Origin of the sequence: Aureitalea sp. L0-47, assembly GCF_026126405.1 — a bacterium.
Classification (GTDB): Bacteria; Bacteroidota; Bacteroidia; order Flavobacteriales; family Flavobacteriaceae; genus Pukyongia.
Window position 1 is genome coordinate 1 of sequence record NZ_JAFMTQ010000020.1, and the last position, 17,707, is coordinate 17,707.

General features: G+C 43.6%; 16 protein-coding genes. 7 read left to right on the forward strand and 9 right to left on the reverse strand.

Annotated features, from left to right (window positions below; genetic code table 11):
• Nucleotides 1–240: 240 nt before the first annotated feature.
• The 3 genes from J1N09_RS14360 to J1N09_RS14370 are packed head-to-tail and all read left to right on the forward strand — an operon-like array spanning nucleotide 241 to nucleotide 4,256.
• Nucleotides 241–750 carry an RNA polymerase sigma factor gene (locus J1N09_RS14360; protein ID WP_265200951.1) on the forward strand — a complete coding sequence of 170 codons (510 nt, stop codon included), beginning with the start codon at nucleotides 241–243 and terminating at the stop codon, nucleotides 748–750.
• A 58-nt stretch (nucleotides 751–808) separates the two neighbouring features.
• Nucleotides 809–1,714, forward strand: coding sequence for a FecR family protein (locus tag J1N09_RS14365; RefSeq protein ID WP_265200952.1), 906 nt, complete (start codon nucleotides 809–811; stop codon nucleotides 1,712–1,714).
• On the forward strand, nucleotides 1,677–4,256 hold the full coding sequence (locus tag J1N09_RS14370) for a TonB-dependent receptor plug domain-containing protein (RefSeq protein WP_265200954.1): 2,580 nt from the start codon (nucleotides 1,677–1,679) through the stop codon (nucleotides 4,254–4,256). Before J1N09_RS14365 ends, J1N09_RS14370 begins: the two co-directional genes overlap by 38 nt.
• Here J1N09_RS14370 and argS read toward each other — a convergent pair whose 3' ends face one another.
• On the reverse strand, nucleotides 4,257–6,029 hold the full coding sequence (gene argS / locus J1N09_RS14375) for an arginine--tRNA ligase (protein WP_265201009.1): 1,773 nt from the start codon (nucleotides 6,027–6,029) through the stop codon (nucleotides 4,257–4,259).
• 200 nt (nucleotides 6,030–6,229) lie between these two features.
• Here argS and J1N09_RS14380 point away from each other — a divergent pair, with 200 nt between their 5' ends.
• On the forward strand, nucleotides 6,230–6,664 hold the full coding sequence (locus J1N09_RS14380; RefSeq protein WP_265200955.1) for a hypothetical protein: 435 nt from the start codon (nucleotides 6,230–6,232) through the stop codon (nucleotides 6,662–6,664).
• Here J1N09_RS14380 and J1N09_RS14385 read toward each other — a convergent pair.
• Nucleotides 6,661–6,855 carry a DUF1700 domain-containing protein gene (locus tag J1N09_RS14385; protein ID WP_265200956.1) on the reverse strand — a complete coding sequence of 65 codons (195 nt, stop codon included), beginning with the start codon at nucleotides 6,853–6,855 and terminating at the stop codon, nucleotides 6,661–6,663. The genes J1N09_RS14380 and J1N09_RS14385 overlap by 4 nt on opposite strands.
• Before the next feature lie 74 nt (nucleotides 6,856–6,929).
• On the opposite strand from J1N09_RS14385, the gene J1N09_RS14390 reads away from it, so the two are divergent.
• Nucleotides 6,930–8,360 (forward strand): SDR family oxidoreductase, encoded by a 1,431-nt coding sequence (locus J1N09_RS14390; protein WP_265200958.1) that lies wholly within the window; start codon nucleotides 6,930–6,932, stop codon nucleotides 8,358–8,360.
• 3 nt (nucleotides 8,361–8,363) lie between these two features.
• Here the strand turns inward: J1N09_RS14390 and ctlX are convergent, their stop codons facing one another.
• Both ctlX and J1N09_RS14400 read right to left on the reverse strand, forming a co-directional pair.
• The gene (gene ctlX, locus J1N09_RS14395; RefSeq protein ID WP_265200959.1) at nucleotides 8,364–9,296 is read right to left on the reverse strand and encodes a citrulline utilization hydrolase CtlX; all 933 of its coding nucleotides are present in this window, start codon (nucleotides 9,294–9,296) and stop codon (nucleotides 8,364–8,366) included.
• A gap of 53 nt (nucleotides 9,297–9,349) precedes the next feature.
• Entirely contained in the window at nucleotides 9,350–10,174 is an 825-nt protein-coding gene (locus J1N09_RS14400) for a transporter (protein WP_265200960.1), read from the reverse strand.
• Nucleotides 10,175–10,272: 98 nt separating this feature from the next.
• Here J1N09_RS14400 and J1N09_RS14405 point away from each other — a divergent pair, with 98 nt between their 5' ends.
• Nucleotides 10,273–10,830 (forward strand): sugar O-acetyltransferase, encoded by a 558-nt coding sequence (locus tag J1N09_RS14405; RefSeq protein ID WP_265200961.1) that lies wholly within the window; start codon nucleotides 10,273–10,275, stop codon nucleotides 10,828–10,830.
• 1 nt (nucleotide 10,831) lies between these two features.
• Complete coding sequence (locus J1N09_RS14410) at nucleotides 10,832–11,854, forward strand: hypothetical protein (protein ID WP_265200962.1); 1,023 nt, start codon at nucleotides 10,832–10,834, stop codon at nucleotides 11,852–11,854.
• Between the two features lie 5 nt (nucleotides 11,855–11,859).
• On the opposite strand, the gene J1N09_RS14415 is transcribed toward J1N09_RS14410, so the two are convergent.
• From J1N09_RS14415 to carA, 5 genes are all read right to left on the reverse strand, one after another.
• A complete protein-coding gene (locus J1N09_RS14415) occupies nucleotides 11,860–12,777 on the reverse strand; it encodes an FKBP-type peptidyl-prolyl cis-trans isomerase (RefSeq protein ID WP_265200963.1) in 918 nt (305 codons plus the stop codon).
• 18 nt (nucleotides 12,778–12,795) lie between these two features.
• Complete coding sequence (locus J1N09_RS14420; RefSeq protein WP_265200964.1) at nucleotides 12,796–13,713, reverse strand: dimethylarginine dimethylaminohydrolase family protein; 918 nt, start codon at nucleotides 13,711–13,713, stop codon at nucleotides 12,796–12,798.
• Nucleotides 13,714–13,776: 63 nt separating this feature from the next.
• Complete coding sequence (locus J1N09_RS14425; protein ID WP_265200966.1) at nucleotides 13,777–15,063, reverse strand: citrate synthase; 1,287 nt, start codon at nucleotides 15,061–15,063, stop codon at nucleotides 13,777–13,779.
• 184 nt (nucleotides 15,064–15,247) lie between these two features.
• Nucleotides 15,248–16,534 (reverse strand): phosphopyruvate hydratase, encoded by a 1,287-nt coding sequence (gene eno / locus J1N09_RS14430; protein ID WP_265200967.1) that lies wholly within the window; start codon nucleotides 16,532–16,534, stop codon nucleotides 15,248–15,250.
• Entirely contained in the window at nucleotides 16,531–17,652 is a 1,122-nt protein-coding gene (carA, locus tag J1N09_RS14435; protein WP_265200968.1) for a glutamine-hydrolyzing carbamoyl-phosphate synthase small subunit, read from the reverse strand. The genes eno and carA overlap by 4 nt, the downstream gene beginning before the upstream one ends.
• Between the last annotated feature and the right edge of the window lie 55 nt (nucleotides 17,653–17,707).

Sequence of the window (17,707 nt, forward strand, 5' to 3'; positions counted from 1 at the left end):
TTCAAAATGAAGTTCGGATCTGAATTCTCCTCCCCAACCTGGTTGGGATTTACTAATAATTCAAGCTCAACCGTCTCACAAGCTGTGAAGAGCGTGAAGAAGGAGATAAATAGGGAAAGTCTGAATATACTTTTCATAGGAATATTTTTGGTGTTCAGTAGTAGAACAGTTCAGAAGTAAAATTGCTACCCCGGATGGTAAAAAAATTTTTTCTCTAAGTTTATACGCGGAAAAGTTTCTATGAATAAAGAGAAAAACAGTTGTAACGAAGAAGTGTTCAACTCCCTGTATCGGGAATTGTCCCCTGCGCTGCACAATTTTATCTTCTTTAAAAGTGGTAACAGGGATCAGAGCCTGGACATAGTTCAGGAAGCATTTATCAAACTGTGGAACAATTGCGGTAAGGTTCCTCCTGCCAAAGCAAAGTCCTTTTTATATACTGTTTCTAATAATTTATTTCTGAATGCAGTTTCTCATCAGAAGGTCGTGCTGAAATTCAGAAAACATAAAGACATGGATCTCAACGAGCAATCTCCGCAATTCCTGTTGGAAGAAAAAGAATACGGGGAACGATTGTCTGAAGCCATCGCAAATTTAACCGAGATGCAACGAACTGCTTTTTTACTTAGCCGCGTTGAAGGGAAAAAATATCGGGAAATAGCAGAAATTCTGGGTATTTCGGAAAAGGCTGCAGGAAAGAGAATACACGATGCGCTGGAAGCATTACGCACCCAAATTGAAAAAATATGATACTCAGGGGTAGTAAATTGAAGTTGAAACTGTTATACAATTGAACATGCCAACTAACATGGAAAAGAAAGATTTACTGGATAAATGGTTAAACGGCGAACTAACTCCGGAAGAATTTGAGGTTTTTAGAACGATTCCGGAGTTTTCGTCTTATCTCAGAATCCAGGACTTTATTGAGAAAGTAGAGCTCCCGCAACACGATGTTGACCAGGGACTAATCGATCTCAATGAACGTAAGGCAAAAAAGGAACCAAAGGTTATCAGTATGGCTTCCCTGATCAAGATCGCTGCCGTTCTTACCCTTCTTTTGGCCAGTTACTTATTTGTTTCGAATTACGAAATTGGCACCTCCACTCAAATTGCACAAAACGAAATATTTTTGCTTCCCGACGATAGTAAAGTGACTCTCAATGAATTCTCCAGGATTGAGCTGAAACGCTTCAATTGGGGAAACAACCGAACTGTGAAATTCCAGGGCGAAGCCTATTTTGAAGTAGAAGAAGGAAGTACATTCACTGTAGAGACAGAACAGGGGTCGATTACTGTGCTAGGCACCAAATTTAATGTAGCAGCCTTCGAAAACAGCCTTAATGTTGAATGTTTTGAAGGACTGGTACGCATTATCCAGGATGACATTTCTATTGATATCCCTGCCGGAAGATCCGTGAACCTGGTGGGAGGAGAATTGTTTTTGGCAGATATCTACACCACTGAACCGGGTTGGATTTACGATGAAAGCAGGTTCGAGGATAGTCCGATCGCGGGAGTAATCTCTGTTCTGAAAAGCGAATACGGATTGAATGTAGTAACTGAAAATATTGATGTAAATTTACGTTTTACAGGTGGTTTCCCGAATAACGACCTGGAGGCGGCCTTACAGGCCATTACACTTCCACTAGGACTGAACTACACAATAGAGAATAAGGATGCGATTACGATTTTCGGAACAGATACTTCAGATTAATTCCTGCATCTTATTCCTATTTCTTTTTACTACCACCTCAATTGTTGCGCAAAATGATATCATTGATCCGCAACCGGTAATTTCTGTACTCAAGCAAGCAGAAAAAGACTTCAACATTAGTTTTTCATACAACCGCAGGGATCTTAAGAAGATCCGTTGCCAAATCCCCGATACTACGAATTTAGAGGCATTGCTGGAAAGCATATCAGCCAATTGTGCTGTTCAGTTTTTTCGTATCGATGAGCGTTATATTGCGGTTACCGTGGGTGACTCCAGACTGATCTCTATTTGTGGAACACTCATAGAAACTACTAGCGGAGCTCCCCTATCCGGTGCATCGATTATTGGAAACGGATTTCAGTCCGGCTCAGGTCGCGGTGGGCAATTCACCATCTCGGGTATTTCGGAGGATGCTACACTTTTCATCTATCACCTCGGTTTCAAAGTGAAAGAAATAGTAGCCGGAGAACTTAATTCTGAAAATGGATGCCCCCAGGTTTTCATAGATCAGCGTTTCAATTATCTTCCTGCCGTTTTGCTTAATAGCTACCTCACCAAAGGCATCTACAAACATACCGAAGGTTCCGTTTCAATTTCTAATCGGAATTACGAGATCCTTCCCAGCTTAATTGAGGCAGATGTGTTGAAAATTGCTCAGATCCTCCCGGGAATTGAAAGTTTTAACGAAACAGCTTCAAACATAAATATTCGGGGTGGAAAAAGCGACGAAGTACTTTTGCTTTGGGACAATATCAGGATGTACCAAAGCGGGCATTTTTTCGGACTTATCTCTGCTTTCAATCCAAATCTAACCCAGAACGTAACGATATACAAAGGAGGCACACATCCGCAATACGGGGAAAGTGTTTCAGGGGTGATCAGTATGAAATCGGACAGTGACATCCCTGAGCAGGTAACCGGTGCCGCATCTCTCGACTTTATCAGTACGCAGTTCTACGCTAAGATTCCGGCCTCGGAGCGCTTCGCCTTTCATCTATCCGGGCGGACCTCGATAAACACCGGTCTGGGTAACCCGGTGTACAACCAGTTTTTTAAGCGGGTGTTTCAGAATACGGTTGTGACGAATTTCCAGACAAATACCTCACTCGGACTACGATCTACAGATGAGGCCTTCAATTTCTACGATATTAACGGGAAAGCGATATGGCAGCTTACCGACAGGGACAAAATTCAATATAATTTCCTCACCATATTCAATAAACTGAATTTCACCGAGCGATTTACCGGAGAAACTACCCTGAGTAAAAACGTAAGTGAGTTGAAGCAACAGACACTGGTGCATGGCGTTAATTGGGACAGAGACTGGACAGCCGAATTTTCAACTCAAATTTCCTATAGTTTTTCAGATTACGTAAATAATGGAGGGAACCAGAATATAGATACTGGCCAATTGCAATCGCAACGAAACGATATAAACGAAAATCAGCTTAGGGCAGCTTTGAACTACAGTCTGAATTCCGACATTTCCTTAAGTTTAGGGTATCAACGTACCGAAACGGAAATCATAAACGAGAGCAGTCCTTTCGAGATCAATCAAATATTTATTTCTGAAAAACAACTGACCTCCGATGCTTTTTATGCTAATTCCAAGTTGGATTTCTTTCAGAATAAAACAACAGTTTCCGCTGGTCTTAGATACACATCTTATTCAGAACTTGAGGAGCAGTTCCTGGAACCCCGCCTAAGCGTTTCTCACAAGCTGACCAGCAACATGAGTATCAACACTACCTATGAGCAAAAACACCAGTCCATAGCCCAAAGCATCGATATCGACAATAGCCTATTGGGAATAGAAAATCAACGCTGGATCATCCTAGGATCCTCCAATCAGCCAATACTTGAAAGTTCACAGCTCACCCTGGGAACTACTTATAGCAAGAATGACTGGTCACTCGGTCTGGAAGGGTTCTATAAAGAAGTAGAAGGACTTAATTTAATGAACCAGGGATTCAGGAATCAATTGGCAGACGTGGATGCCATTGGGGAATATTCAGTTAAAGGAGTGGAGTTCTCAATCAGTAAACAGACGGATCGACTGAATGCATGGCTTAGTTATACGTACATGAATAATGAATTCAATTTTAGCGAACTGGAACCGTCAGCTTTCAGAAGTAACTATGACATAAACCATGTACTTTCTCTAGCGGCATCATATTCCTGGAAATCCTTCCTTTTTTCCCTGGGAACAACCTACCACAGTGGGATTCCTTATACAACACCAGTAGAAGGAAATGCCATAGTCCAGCAGGGCAACCAGGCTTTGATCAACTTCAATACACCAAACAATGCGACACTAAAGGATTTCTTCCGAACAGACTTTTCCGCTTCCTACACTCTGCAACTCGATGAAACCTTTACAGGTAAACTAAGTGTTGGAATGGTGAATATATTTAATCGAAAGAATGCCCTTGACAGCTACTACGTTCTAGACGAAGACGATGAAGGGAATACCATTTTGAACCGGGTTGAGCAGTTCTCCCTTGGTTTTACACCCAATGTTTCATTGAAGTTGTTATTCTAATCACATTCTGTCCGGAACGTCAATACCGAGCAATCCGAAGCCAGTCTTGATCACCTTTGCCACGGCATCCGATAAGCGCACGCGGAAGTCCTTTTCTCTGGTATTTTCAGCACCGAGTATAGTGACATTCTGATAGAAAGAATTGAACTCTTTCACTAAGTCGTAGATGTAATTGGCAACTAGTGCCGGACTGTAATTAGCAGCCGCTCCCTGGACGATCTCCGGGAATAGTTGTAGTTGTTTCAATAGTTCCTTTTCCTTCGGATGTAAACTTATTCCAGAAATATCTTCTTCTCCCTGCCCTTGCGCTTTTCGCAAGATGGATTGTATCCTGGCATAGGTATATTGAATGAAAGGTCCCGTATTTCCCTGGAAATCTACACTTTCCTTAGGGTCGAACAACATACCTTTACGTGGGTCCACCTTCAGAATAAAATACTTCAATGCCCCCATTCCTATGGTATGGTAGAGCTTCCCTTTTTCTTCTTCTGAAAAGTCCTCGATCTTTCCGAGTTCTTCAGAGATCTCACGAGCAGTATTAGACATTTCAGCGATTAGATCGTCTGCGTCCACTACGGTTCCCTCTCGGCTTTTCATCTTCCCGGAAGGCAGATCCACCATGCCGTAGCTCAGGTGATAGAGATTCTCAGCCCATTTATAGCCTAATTTCTTCAGGATCAGGAAAAGCACCTTGAAGTGATAATCCTGCTCATTACCTACGGTATAGATCATTCCGTTCACATCCGGGTGGTCTTTCACACGCTGGATGGCAGTACCTATGTCCTGGGTCATATAAACAGCAGTTCCATCGCTGCGAAGTACTATTTTCTCATCCAGGCCTTCGTCCGTGAGATCACACCAAACCGAACCGTCTTCTTTTTTGAAGAATACTCCTTTTTCCAGTCCTTCTTTAATATTGTCTTTTCCTAACAAGTAGGTGTCACTTTCGTAGTAATAACTATCGAAATCCACGCCCATAGACGAATAGGTCTGTTCGAAACCTTTGTACACCCAGCCATTCATCATTTTCCACAGTTCGACCGTTTCAGTGTGTCCGGCTTCCCATTTTCGAAGCATTTCCTGCGCTTCCACAAGCGACGGTGCCGTTGCCTTGGCTTCCTCTTCAGACTGCCCTGAATTGATGAGTTCTTCAATCTCTTTCTTATACACCTTGTCGAACTCCACATAGAAGTTCCCAACAAGTTTGTCACCTTTCAACCCTGTAGATTCGGGAGTAGCACCGTTTCCGTATCGTTTCCAGGCCAGCATACTCTTGCAGATATGAATTCCACGGTCGTTGATGATCTGAGTCTTGTATACTTTCTTCCCGGCTGCTTTAAGGATCTCAGCAACGGAGTAACCAAGGAGAATATTTCGCATATGCCCCAGGTGTAGTGGCTTGTTGGTGTTTGGCGAGGCATATTCAACCATCATGGCATCTGTCCCAGTTGGATGGGTTCCGAAGGAAGAGAAATCGCCCACTCCTTTAAAAAATTCAAGAAAGTATTTATCGCTCAGGACCAGGTTCAGGAAACCTTTCACCACATTGAAATTCACTACTTCATCCGAATGTTCTTTAAGGTGATTCCCGATGGTCTCACCTATCACTACAGGATTGCCTTTTATCACTTTCAGCATCGGAAAAACAACCACTGTAATATCCCCTTCAAACTCCTTGCGCGTAGCCTGGAATTCAACCGTTTCGGGACTGGCTCCAAAATGCTCTAGCGTGATGGCTTTTATTTGCTCGGTTAATTTCTGCTGAAGTGACATAGGTTTTTTCCTTGATATGAAAAGAACAGCATCGCCGTGAGCTTCGCTGTTCACGGGCAAAGATAAAATTTTTATTCCATACTCCGGAGAATACAACGGCCGGTTTCATCCCAATTCGCAATGGATCACTACTGTAGTTACAAGCTTAACTAAGTTTTAGGAAAAAGGGGAGCCATATTCCCTACCTTTAAAACAAAAAAATGCTACTTAATGTTTCCTATCACAACAAAGAAGTCTTTCGAAAGATCGATGAGATCCTTGGGAAGCCCTTCACATTAAAAGAACGTTTAAAAAGAGGTGGAATTGGTGTAGGACGGCTGCCTATTAACGAGGCCAGTGTCCAGATCAATAATCTGCTCATTCTCGATAACAATCGCAACGTTTGCGGGATAGAAATGCGACCTAAAGGCATACTGGTTGGGTTTCGTTCGCTCCTGGAATCGTACGCCCTGGTAATTCCCTATTACAAATTAACGCTCTATAAAGGGAGGGCGGAAGAGTACAGCATTCACATGGACACGTATTTTATCAAGTTTGGGGTAAGGAAAAAAGAAAAATTCAACCATAAATTCATGGCAAAGATACTGGCTGAGAAGGCAAGGCACACGCCATCGCACCCCCACGATGTTTCTTAACGTCTTCTACCCATGAAGAGGCCGGCAACTGAAGCGAGTAATCCAACGCCTATCATTCCAGCAACCTGGTTGTTTAGCCCGCTACTCCCCGATTCCATCACTTCGGAGGTTTCAGCAAAAAAGCCGGAATAAAAACCATACCCGATTAATGCAAGTCCGCCAACTACAAGAACAATACGCAATATCTTCATTGGATAAATTTACAATTAAGTTGAATTCCGAAGAAATATCCCACCGCTATAATCCGTATCTTTAAAAGAAAAATTTGAAAATACTTCTTACAGGTGCTAATGGTTACATAGGTATGCGATTGCTGCCTTTGCTTCTTGAACAAGGACATGAGGTTGTTTGTGCTGTACGGAATGCAGGAAGGCTATCCGTTTCAAAACAAACGCGCCAAAAGATCCGGGTTGTTGAAATCGATTTCCTGGACGAACCTAAGGAGGGATTACTCCCAGCTGATATTGACGCGGCCTACTATCTCATTCATTCCATGAGTAGTTCCACCAAGGACTTTGACGAAAAAGAAGAGATTTCAGCAAAGAATTTCAATGCACATCTTTCCCATACCCAGTGTAAGCAGGTGATTTACCTGGGCGGGATAGTTAACGAAGATAAGCTGTCCAAGCATCTCTCGTCCCGAAAGAACGTAGAAGAAATATTGAGTAGTGGCCGTGCCGCCCTGACCGTGCTTCGGGCAGCCATTATTGTTGGCTCGGGGAGTGCCTCCTTCGAGATCATCAGGGATCTTTGTGAAAAACTTCCAATAATGATCACACCAAAGTGGGTAAAGACTCGCTGTCAACCGATCGCTATCCGTAATGTGATCCAATACCTGACAGGCGTGTTGGGAGATAAACGATTCTACGATGAATCCTTTGATATTGGTGGGCCCGACGTACTCACTTACAAAGAGATGATGCAGCGGTATGCGAAAATCAGGAAGTTGCGGCTATATATTATTGACGTGCCCTTTTTGTCCCCCAAGTTTTCTTCATACTGGCTCTATTTTGTGACTTCAACTTCTTATAAGCTGGCACTGAACCTCGTGGATAGCATGAAGGTAGAAGTGATCACCAAGGACAACCGCCTTCAGGAGGCTCTCGATATAGAACCCATTCCTTACGAACAAGCCATTGAAATGGCCTTCAAGAAAATTGAACAAAACCAGGTGCTTTCCAGTTGGAAGGATTCCATGGTCAGCGGGCGATTCAGAAAAGATCTCAACCAATACATCAAAGTTCCCAAGTACGGTTGCTTATTGGATGAGCAAAATATTGAGGTGACCGATCCGGACAAAGTACTGGAAAAGATCTGGGCCATCGGCGGAAAGAACGGTTGGTATTACGGTAATTTTCTTTGGAAGATCCGCGGGCTCATTGATAAAATGGTGGGAGGTGTCGGACTGCGAAGGGGACGAACGCATCCGGATAAGATCTTTGAGGGGGATGCACTTGATTTCTGGAGGGTTATCCTGGCCGACAAAGAAGAGAAGCGTTTACTGCTTTTTGCCGAAATGCGTGTTCCCGGGGAAGCCTGGCTGGAATTTGAAATAGATGAGAAAAATGTTCTTCATCAAACGGCAACCTTCAGACCCAAAGGACTGTGGGGTAGGATCTACTGGTTTGCAATGCTACCCTTTCATTATTTTATTTTCGGTGGGATGATTCGCAGGATTGCGAACACAAATTCGTAGTTTTTATTTCTTCGGAAGAAACACCTCGGCCATCATACATCGTGCGCTTCCACCACCGCAGGTTTCAATAGTCTCAAGGTCACTGCTAAGTATCTCACAATGTTTTTCTATCCTCGATAGTTGATCTTTTGTAAGACTCTGATGAGCAGCTAAGCTCATCACCAAATAACGCTTATCATCCGTTCCCTTCACCTGCAGCATGTTACCGGCAAACTGGTGCATTTGCACCTCTGATATAGTTATAACTTCCTTGCCATCCGCTTTGAGCTGTTTTACAACGTTTTTCTTCTCCTTGGGATCATCAATACTGTCCAGGCAGATCACACAAAAATTCTCCGCCAGGCACATCATCACATTGGTGTGGTAAATTGGTAAGCGCTGCCCGTCCACATCCTGGAATGCGGTGAAGACTACGGGAGTGTATTCAAAATCTTCACAGAATTCAATAAAAAGGGCTTCATCCGCCCTGGGAGATAACGCGCAATACGCTTTTTTGTTCACACGATCCATAAGGATGCTTCCTGTTCCTTCCAGGAAATAACCTTCATCTTCAGCAGAGGTGTAATCAACAATATTCTCTATGTGAAATCCTTCATTCTCGAGTCGCATAAAAACCTCATCCCTACGCTCTTTTCGCCTGTTCTCCGCAAACATAGGATAAACCGCAACGTCTCCATTAGAGTGAAAGCTTACCCAGTTGTTGGGGAATACGGAATCCGGAGTGTCCGCCCAGGCATCATCACTTTCAACGATCACTGTAATACCAACTTCGCGTAACTTGTCCACAAAGGCATCAAATTCCTGTTGCGCTTTGCGATTGATATCCTGATTACGAATATCAAGGTCCTCCTGGAAATAATTGTTCACGGCTGTTTCTTCATTCATTCTGAAAGAAACAGGGCGAATCATCAGGATGGTATTTGTGATCTGTTGCATTCAAAAATTTTGCGTAAAAATACGCCAAATTCCCTGCCGAAATTTAAAAAACTTTAGTTGCTGGTATTATTTTTTCTGAAGTTATACACCAGGCCAACTCCATAACCAGGACCCTTGAATATATTGCGGCCGTCGAAGACATACGACAAGCTGGCATATACTCCGAAGGAATCTCCCAGAGATCGATATGCCGTACCTCCTACCTTCTGGAAATCGACTCCAAACTCTCGAAAATCCTGGGGTGCGGGTGTTGCTCTGTAATCAATCCCTCCAAAGGAGTGCTGAAAATCGTAATACACATCATAGTACCACTTTGAGAGGGCTCGACCCGCCTTGAATGTGGCCGGGATACTATTAGGCGTGGGGTCGAATTTGAAGGCGTAACCACTCTGCAGTGTAGCAAACCAACCTGTATTCGTTTGAAAATGAATAACTCCCCTTGTATCGATGATGGTCGCCTGCTGTCCTATGTCGTTTAAACCACCAAGGTCATAGTCGGTTAAATTGGTTGAAAAACCACCGGCAACGCTAAATTCAAATCTTCCGTTTTCGGTTTTCAAGCTAGCCAGGCGGTATTTTAGATAGATAGCGATATCCTGGAGATCTGCATTATCATCGCTAACGATATAGGGTATAGTAACATTTACATCCAGGTCATCCGTTATTCCGTAGGCCCCAAAAATACTGGAATAAAAAACACTCCTGGTGAGGTCCAGTTTACCCGTAACATCTCCGGCAAAGTACTTTTGTCCATCTTCAAATCCAAGACCAAGTACCACGGTTCCATTTTCTTGTCCGCGGTAGAATCCATCCACTCTTCCCTGGGAATACATTAAACTACCACTCAATAGCAATACGATGATAAGAATCTTCTTCATAACAATTTTTTCCGCTTAGACGAGAATGATTCATTTTGCTTACAACTTTATAAAAAATCGTGCTAAAACCGGAAAAATTATACCTTTAAAGAAAAACAATGACCGAGAAGGATAAGATGCTTGCAGGTGAGATGTATGATCCACTGGATGCTGAATTAAGCAGGGACAGAAAAAATGTTCGACTCAAGTTGCAACAATTCAACACCATGGGAGAACTGGAGCGGGAGAAGCGGGACGCTTTACTACATGAAATGGTGGGTAAAGCCGGAAAAAAACTGAATATAGTTCCTCCGTTCTATTGCGACTACGGTTATAACATACAAGCAGGTGACAATGTATTCTTGAATTTCAACTGCTGCATTCTGGATGTGTGTGAAGTAACCATAGGTAACAACGTGATGATAGCACCGTATGTTCAAATATACACAGCTACTCATCCGCTCGAAGCTAAAGCCAGGAACTCAGGCAGGGAATATTCGAAACCCATAACCATCGGGAACGATGTATGGATCGGTGGGGGGGCTATTATTTGTCCGGGAGTAACGATAGGAAATGGCGTGGTTATTGGGGCAGGTTCGGTAGTTACACGCGATATACCCGATAATGTTTTCGCTGCTGGAAATCCTGCTAAAGTGATACGCACAATAGATAACTGATATGAGCCTGAAAGCACTGCTTTTCGCAATACTGTTTGCCCTGCCAATTCTTAACGGACTAGCACATCCTGCATGGGGTATCGCAGTAGACGAACAAGGTAATATTTACTTCACCGATATCTTCCATAATGAACGAGGATCGTTGTGGAAACTTCATTTTAACGGAACGCTGGAGCTTCTGCTAAGTGACTTTCACGCCCATAATGTGAGTCTGGATGTTGACGGGAATCCTGTTTCTGCTCACGGGGAAGAGCACCATACCATGGTGCGACTTAAGGGCAGCGTGGTTTCAGACACATTGTATTCCACTACTGATATTGAGGAATTCTTTGGAGGAAACTGCACCTATACCAAGGCCGGCGATATTCTCTTCGGAATAAATAAAAAAATATGGCGAATTGATACTGAAGGAAACCTCAGTGCAATTTCCAATCATCGCTTTGAGTGGAACCAGGGTTTATTCAGCGACACCGATGGAAATGTGTACGCTCCGGATATAGGAAGGGATAATGGTGCCGTGATAAAGATCGACACTAGCGGACAGGCCAATGTAATTGCAACAGAACTCATAACACTTACGAATGGCGAGTTCGATCCGCACCAGGATGTACTCCTCGGAATTGGTAAGGATAAAGAAGGATGGTTGTATATAGCGGAAACCGCCGGAAAACGGATCATTAAATTTTCAGAAGAGGGAGAAAGGGAAACCTTTTTTACTGCGGAAGGAGATTGGTTCCCCTGCGGAATCACCTTTCAAAACGGGTCTGCATACATACTTGAATCAAAAATGGATAATGGCTATGAAGGACCACAGATAACAAAAGTTTCCGTCGATGGTAGTTCGGAAGTAATTTTTAACTATGAATCCTACCAGGCAGTTAAAACCACGGGGACCGAAGAAAAAAATGAAAACGATAACGAAACCCTGAACTTGTTCTGGATCTCCCTGGGATTAGTGCTTATTGTGTTAATGGCACTGGTAATTTACCGAAAGCTCCAACCTCCACTAAACAAAGTATCATAGAGGATTTAATCGTCTACTCGAATAATCTCGACTAATTCTACATCGAAGATCATTATTGAATTTGCCGGAATGTCTTCCGATAATTCCCTTGGGCCGTAAGCTAGTATGGAGGGAATGTAAAACGAGGCTTTGTCTCCCTTTCTCAGTAACTGAAAACCTTCATCCCAACCGGAAATCAGCATGCCTTTTCCAATTACAGATTTTAATGGCTCGTAGGTCCTTCGAGGGGAATACAAACCATGTTCTTTTGCCACGGTTTCTAAACTAGTATCAAAATGAAAGCCTGTAGAAAGCAGAAATCCTGTGTATTCAGTCCTGATCGTATCGCCGGCCCTTACGCGATCCCCACTTCCTTCTTCCCAAATTTTATAGAACAAACCGGATTCCGTTCGCTGTGCTTCTATTTTGTTTTCTTTGAGATATGCTTCGATCAAAGCGATGTCCTCAGAGAATTGTTTCATGCCGTCCTTGTCATCATCCGGACGCATATCGATGATAAGTTGTTTACGGTGTTCCCGGTATTCCTCATTAGACGCCGAACCCACTACCCTGAAGTTCGAGGTCCAAACTTCGGTTGAATCTACTCCCGGAGGAAGCGGATCAAGGATATTTTTTACGGAGGTTCGAATTTCTATACTGTCTCCTATCCTGGCATTATAGATGATCTCCTCTACCTTTCCAGGCTTATCGGCAAACATTGCTTTTCTGAAATACGCCGGATACTTATCCGTTAGGTTCCCCAAATAGATTGAATCCTTTGTATTCCTATGAGTAAATCTCATCATGATCCGGTGATCATCGGGTACGATCTCGGCACCGGCTTCTATAAGTTTGTAAGCGATTCCTGATTCGGTGACCTGTTCCTGGGAATACATCATTACTCCACAAAGAATGAAAAATGTAAATATGAGTTTGAACTTCATGGGTGAAAGTTACTCAATCTATTTCTCCCGAACAAGAGGCATGGTACTACACCTAAGCAATCCTCCCTGCTTGGCTATTTCGGAATAACCAACTTCCTCTACGATAAAACCTTCAGATCGCAGCCAATTATTCAAGCGGGTGAATTTTATTTCAGAAACAACGATTTCGGGAGAGATCGAGAAAATGTTGCTATACATCAATGCCATTTCATCTGTTGTAATATGAAAGCAATTTTCCTTTCCGAAGAAATTCACCAACCATTCATACTCTTCCTCTTCAAGAAAGCTCTCCTTGTGAATGATCGCCTTTCCTTTTCCTATGGGTTGAAAACAGCAGTCCAGGTGAAGGGCATTCATCTTCGCATCGGTGTTGGATTTGCGCAGATTAAACGACTTTACAGTTTTGTGCGGAAAAAGTGATTGGATTGCCTCCACAGCTTCCATATTGGTCCTGGCTGTGATGTAATCCGCATAATCATCGCCCCTATAGGTACCCATGAAAATATGATCGTTCCATGGCATTACATCGCCACCTTCCACGTGACAGTCATCGGGTAAGATCACACGAAACGATTTCTTAACATGACTCCACACATGTTCAATGGCGTCTACTTCACGCTCGCGATCGGGCAGGATATTTGCAATTATGATCTTATCCTCTATCACAAAGGAAATGTCGCGCGAAAATATCTGGTTGTAGTCTTCAAGAGTGTGAGGTCGAAAAACACGAATATTATAACTTCTGAATAAGTCGGCAACCTCTTCCATCTCACGAATCATGGATTCTTCGGTTGGATAGGTTCCGGCTTTGATGTGTTCTGCCGATTTGGGATCGTAAGCGTCCTCGATTTTCGGCATTGGGCCATTGCTCTTTGCCGTTCCGAGTATGACCGCTTTAAGGGGGGAGATCTCATCGGTGATATTCAATGTTACCATAGCGCAAATATAAAAAAAGCATCTGCTGTAAAGAGATGCTTTTGTATGAAATATTTTATTGGATTATCGTTCTGACACTTCTTTAAATGGCCTGTGATTTTCTCCAATGTAGATCTGTCTTGGTCTTCCAATTGGTTCCTTACGGAGTCTCATTTCTCTCCATTGAGCTATCCAGCCTGGAAGTCGCCCTAAGGCAAACATCGGGGTGAACATTTCAACCGGAATACCCATAGATCGGTAGATAATACCTGAATAGAAATCTACGTTCGGATAAAGTTTACGATCTACAAAATAAGGATCCTCAAGAGCTTCCTTCTCAAGTCCTTTGGCAATGTCTAGCACCGGATCTTCAACACCGAGGTCTGCGAGGACCTCATCGGCGGCTTTCTTGATAATTCGCGCCCTTGGGTCGAAATTCTTATATACTCTGTGCCCAAAGCCCATCAAACGGAAAGGATCGCTCTTGTCTTTAGCCTTGGCCATGTATTTTTTAGTATCTCCATCATCTTCCTTAATAGCTTCCAGCATCTCAATCACTGCCTGATTTGCACCACCATGAAGCGGCCCCCATAAAGCAGCGATACCCGCCGAAATAGATACAAAAAGCCCCGCGTGAGAAGAACCTACAATTCGCACCGTACTGGTGGAACAGTTCTGCTCGTGATCTGCGTGAAGGATAAGTAATTTATCCAGAGCTTCCACCACGATCTTATTGGATACGTATTCGCTATCCGGACGTTTGAACATCATCTTAATGAAGTTCTCCACATAACCCAGTGAGGAATCCCCATAATCGAGCGGAAGTCCGGCATTCTTGCGATAAGTCCAGGCTGTTAAAACCGGGAACTTACCTAACAATCGAACAATGGCCTTGTACATCTCCTCTTCACTATCGACATTCACCGATGACGGGTTAAACGCAACCAGCGCAGAGGTAAGGGATGAAAGTACTCCCATCGGATGAGCCGTTTTCGGGAAACCATCAAGGATCTTCTTCACATCCTCATCTACTCGAGATTGTGCCTTAATATCATCGTGAAACTTCGTAAGTGTTTCTGCTGAAGGTAATTCACCAAATATCAATAAATACGCCACTTCCAGGAAGTCTGCTCTATCTGCCAGATCCTCTATGGCATAACCTCGGTATCGAAGAATTCCCTCTTCTCCATTGAGAAAAGTAATTGCACTTTCACACGAACCCGTATTCTTATATCCCGGATCGATTGTGGTAACACCACCGGTAGCAGCTCTCAGACTTTTAATATCGATCGCTTGCTCGTTTTCGGTACCTTCAACTATTGGAAATTCGTAAGAAGTGCCATCTATGACTATGGAAGCAGTTTTTGACATATTTTTAATTTGATAATTATATTTGATGTAAGAGATGCTAATTTACGAAATATCCGGCGATTTTTTTAACAATTGCAGCGTGCGAATAGGTTAAATAATCCTTAAACAAATCAATTTTCCGAAAAATTTTCCGAACAAAAAAAGCTCCGCGATTTGCGGAGCTTCAGAAAAGAAAAATTGAAAACTATATTTTGAATGCCTTGCGCTGGGGGTAATAGGCCACATCGCAAAGCTGTTCTTCTATCCTCAGAAGTTGATTGTATTTCGCCATACGGTCACTTCTGGAGGCTGATCCGGTCTTGATCTGACCTGTATTCAGTGCAACAGCAAGGTCGGCAATAGTGTTATCTTCTGTCTCACCGCTTCTGTGCGACATCACCGTGGTGTATCCTGCATTCTGAGCCATACTCACAGCATCGATGGTTTCGGTAAGTGTACCGATCTGGTTCACCTTGATAAGGATGGAATTAGCAATTCCTTCGTCTATACCTCTCCCTAGGCGCTCAACATTCGTCACAAACAAATCATCACCCACCAACTGTACTTTGTCACCAATCTTCTCGGTCAGGTATTTCCAACCTTCCCAGTCGTTCTCGTCCATTCCGTCCTCAACGGATATGATCGGATATTTGGCACATAGTTCGGCAAGGTAATCCGCTTGTTCTTGCGAAGTTCTAACACTACCGCTGTCACCTTCAAATTTCTTATAATCATATTTTCCATCCACGTAGAATTCAGCAGCGGCACAATCTAGTGCTATCATTACCTCGTCACCCATTTTGTATCCGGCCTTTTCTACTGCAAGTCCGATGGTATCCAGGGCATCTTCAGTTCCGTCCAGGGTTGGAGCAAAACCTCCTTCATCACCCACTGCCGTGCTCAGTCCACGGTCGTGAAGTACTTTTTTAAGGTTGTGAAAGATCTCGGAACCCATTTGCATTGCATGCGAAAAGGATGTTGCTTTCACAGGCATCACCATGAATTCCTGGAATGCGATAGGTGCGTCGCTGTGTGATCCCCCATTGATAATATTCATCATGGGAACGGGAAGTGTTGTAGCGTTCACACCACCCACATACCTGTAAAGAGGCATTCCAAGTTCATTGGCGGCCGCCTTGGCACTAGCCAGGGAAACACCCAGAATGGCATTTGCCCCCAGGTGAGATTTATTCTTTGTACCGTCGAGTTCGATCATGATCTTATCGATCTCTGCCTGTTCGAACACACTAACTCCAAGCAGGGTACCGGCGATCTTCCCATTTACATTCTCAACTGCCTGAAGTACACCTTTCCCCATATAGTCTTTTCCACCATCGCGCAATTCAACCGCTTCGTGTTCTCCCGTAGAAGCTCCCGAGGGTACAGCAGCACGACCGATGAATCCGTTTTCAGTAATAACATCTACTTCTACAGTAGGATTTCCGCGAGAATCAAAGATCTGTCGCGCGTGAATGTCTATAATTATGCTCATGCGGTTTCTAGTTTGTTAGCTTTAACAGTTGATATAAATTGATCGAAAAGGTATTCCGCGTCATGTGGTCCCGGGCTTGCTTCGGGGTGATATTGTACCGAAAAGACAGGTTTGTTCTTCATTCGGATCCCGGCAGCCGTATGATCGTTTAAGTGAACATGAGTAAGTTCGATGTCCGAATGGGCTTCCGCCTCTTCCCGGTTAATGGCGAATCCATGGTTCTGAGAAGTGATCTCACCCTTCCCTGTAAGCAGGTTTTTAACCGGGTGATTGATCCCGCGGTGCCCGTGGTGCATCTTATAGGTAGAAATACCATTGGCCCGAGCAATCACCTGGTGACCAAGACAGATGCCGAACAAGGGCGCACCTGAGGAGATAATTCCTTTTGCCGTTTCGATGGCTTCGGTTAGTGGTTCCGGATCTCCGGGGCCGTTGGAAATGAAATAGCCATCTGGTTCAAAAGCTTTCATATCTTCGAAGCTAGCATTGTGAGGGAAGACTTTTATATAGCAATCCCTTTTCGCTAGGTTCCTAAGAATGTTCTTTTTGATTCCTATATCAAGAGCCGAAATTTTATAAGTTGCGTTCGCATCACCCATAAAATAAGGTTCTTTAGTAGATACTTTGCTGGCTAGCTCCAATCCCTTCATATCGGGGATCTCTGCCAATTGTTTTTTCAGTCCGTCGATGTTGTCCACTTCGGTGGAGATTACGGCATTCATTGCACCGTTCTCCCGAATATAATTGACGAGGGCCCGTGTGTCCACATCGCTAATGGCGAGTAAATTGTTCTTATCGAGAAAATCTTCAAGAGAAGCGTCCGCGGCTGGCCGGGAATAGTTATAGCTAAAGTTTCTACAGATTAGGCCGGCTATTTTAATGCCTTCCGATTCGATTTCTTCTGAACTGGTCCCATAGTTCCCTATGTGGGCATTGGTGGTCACCATGATCTGCCCGAAATAGGAGGGGTCGGTAAAAATTTCCTGGTAGCCGGTCATCCCGGTGTTGAAACATACTTCTCCGAAGGCCGAGCCTTCTTTTCCCGCGACTGCTTTTCCGTAGAAAATGGTTCCGTCAGCTAGCAGTACAATTGCTTTTTTTCTTTTCTGGTACTTCATTTTTTTCAAGAGTTTCACAAAAATAACATAAAAAAAGGGACAAGCTTTAAAACTC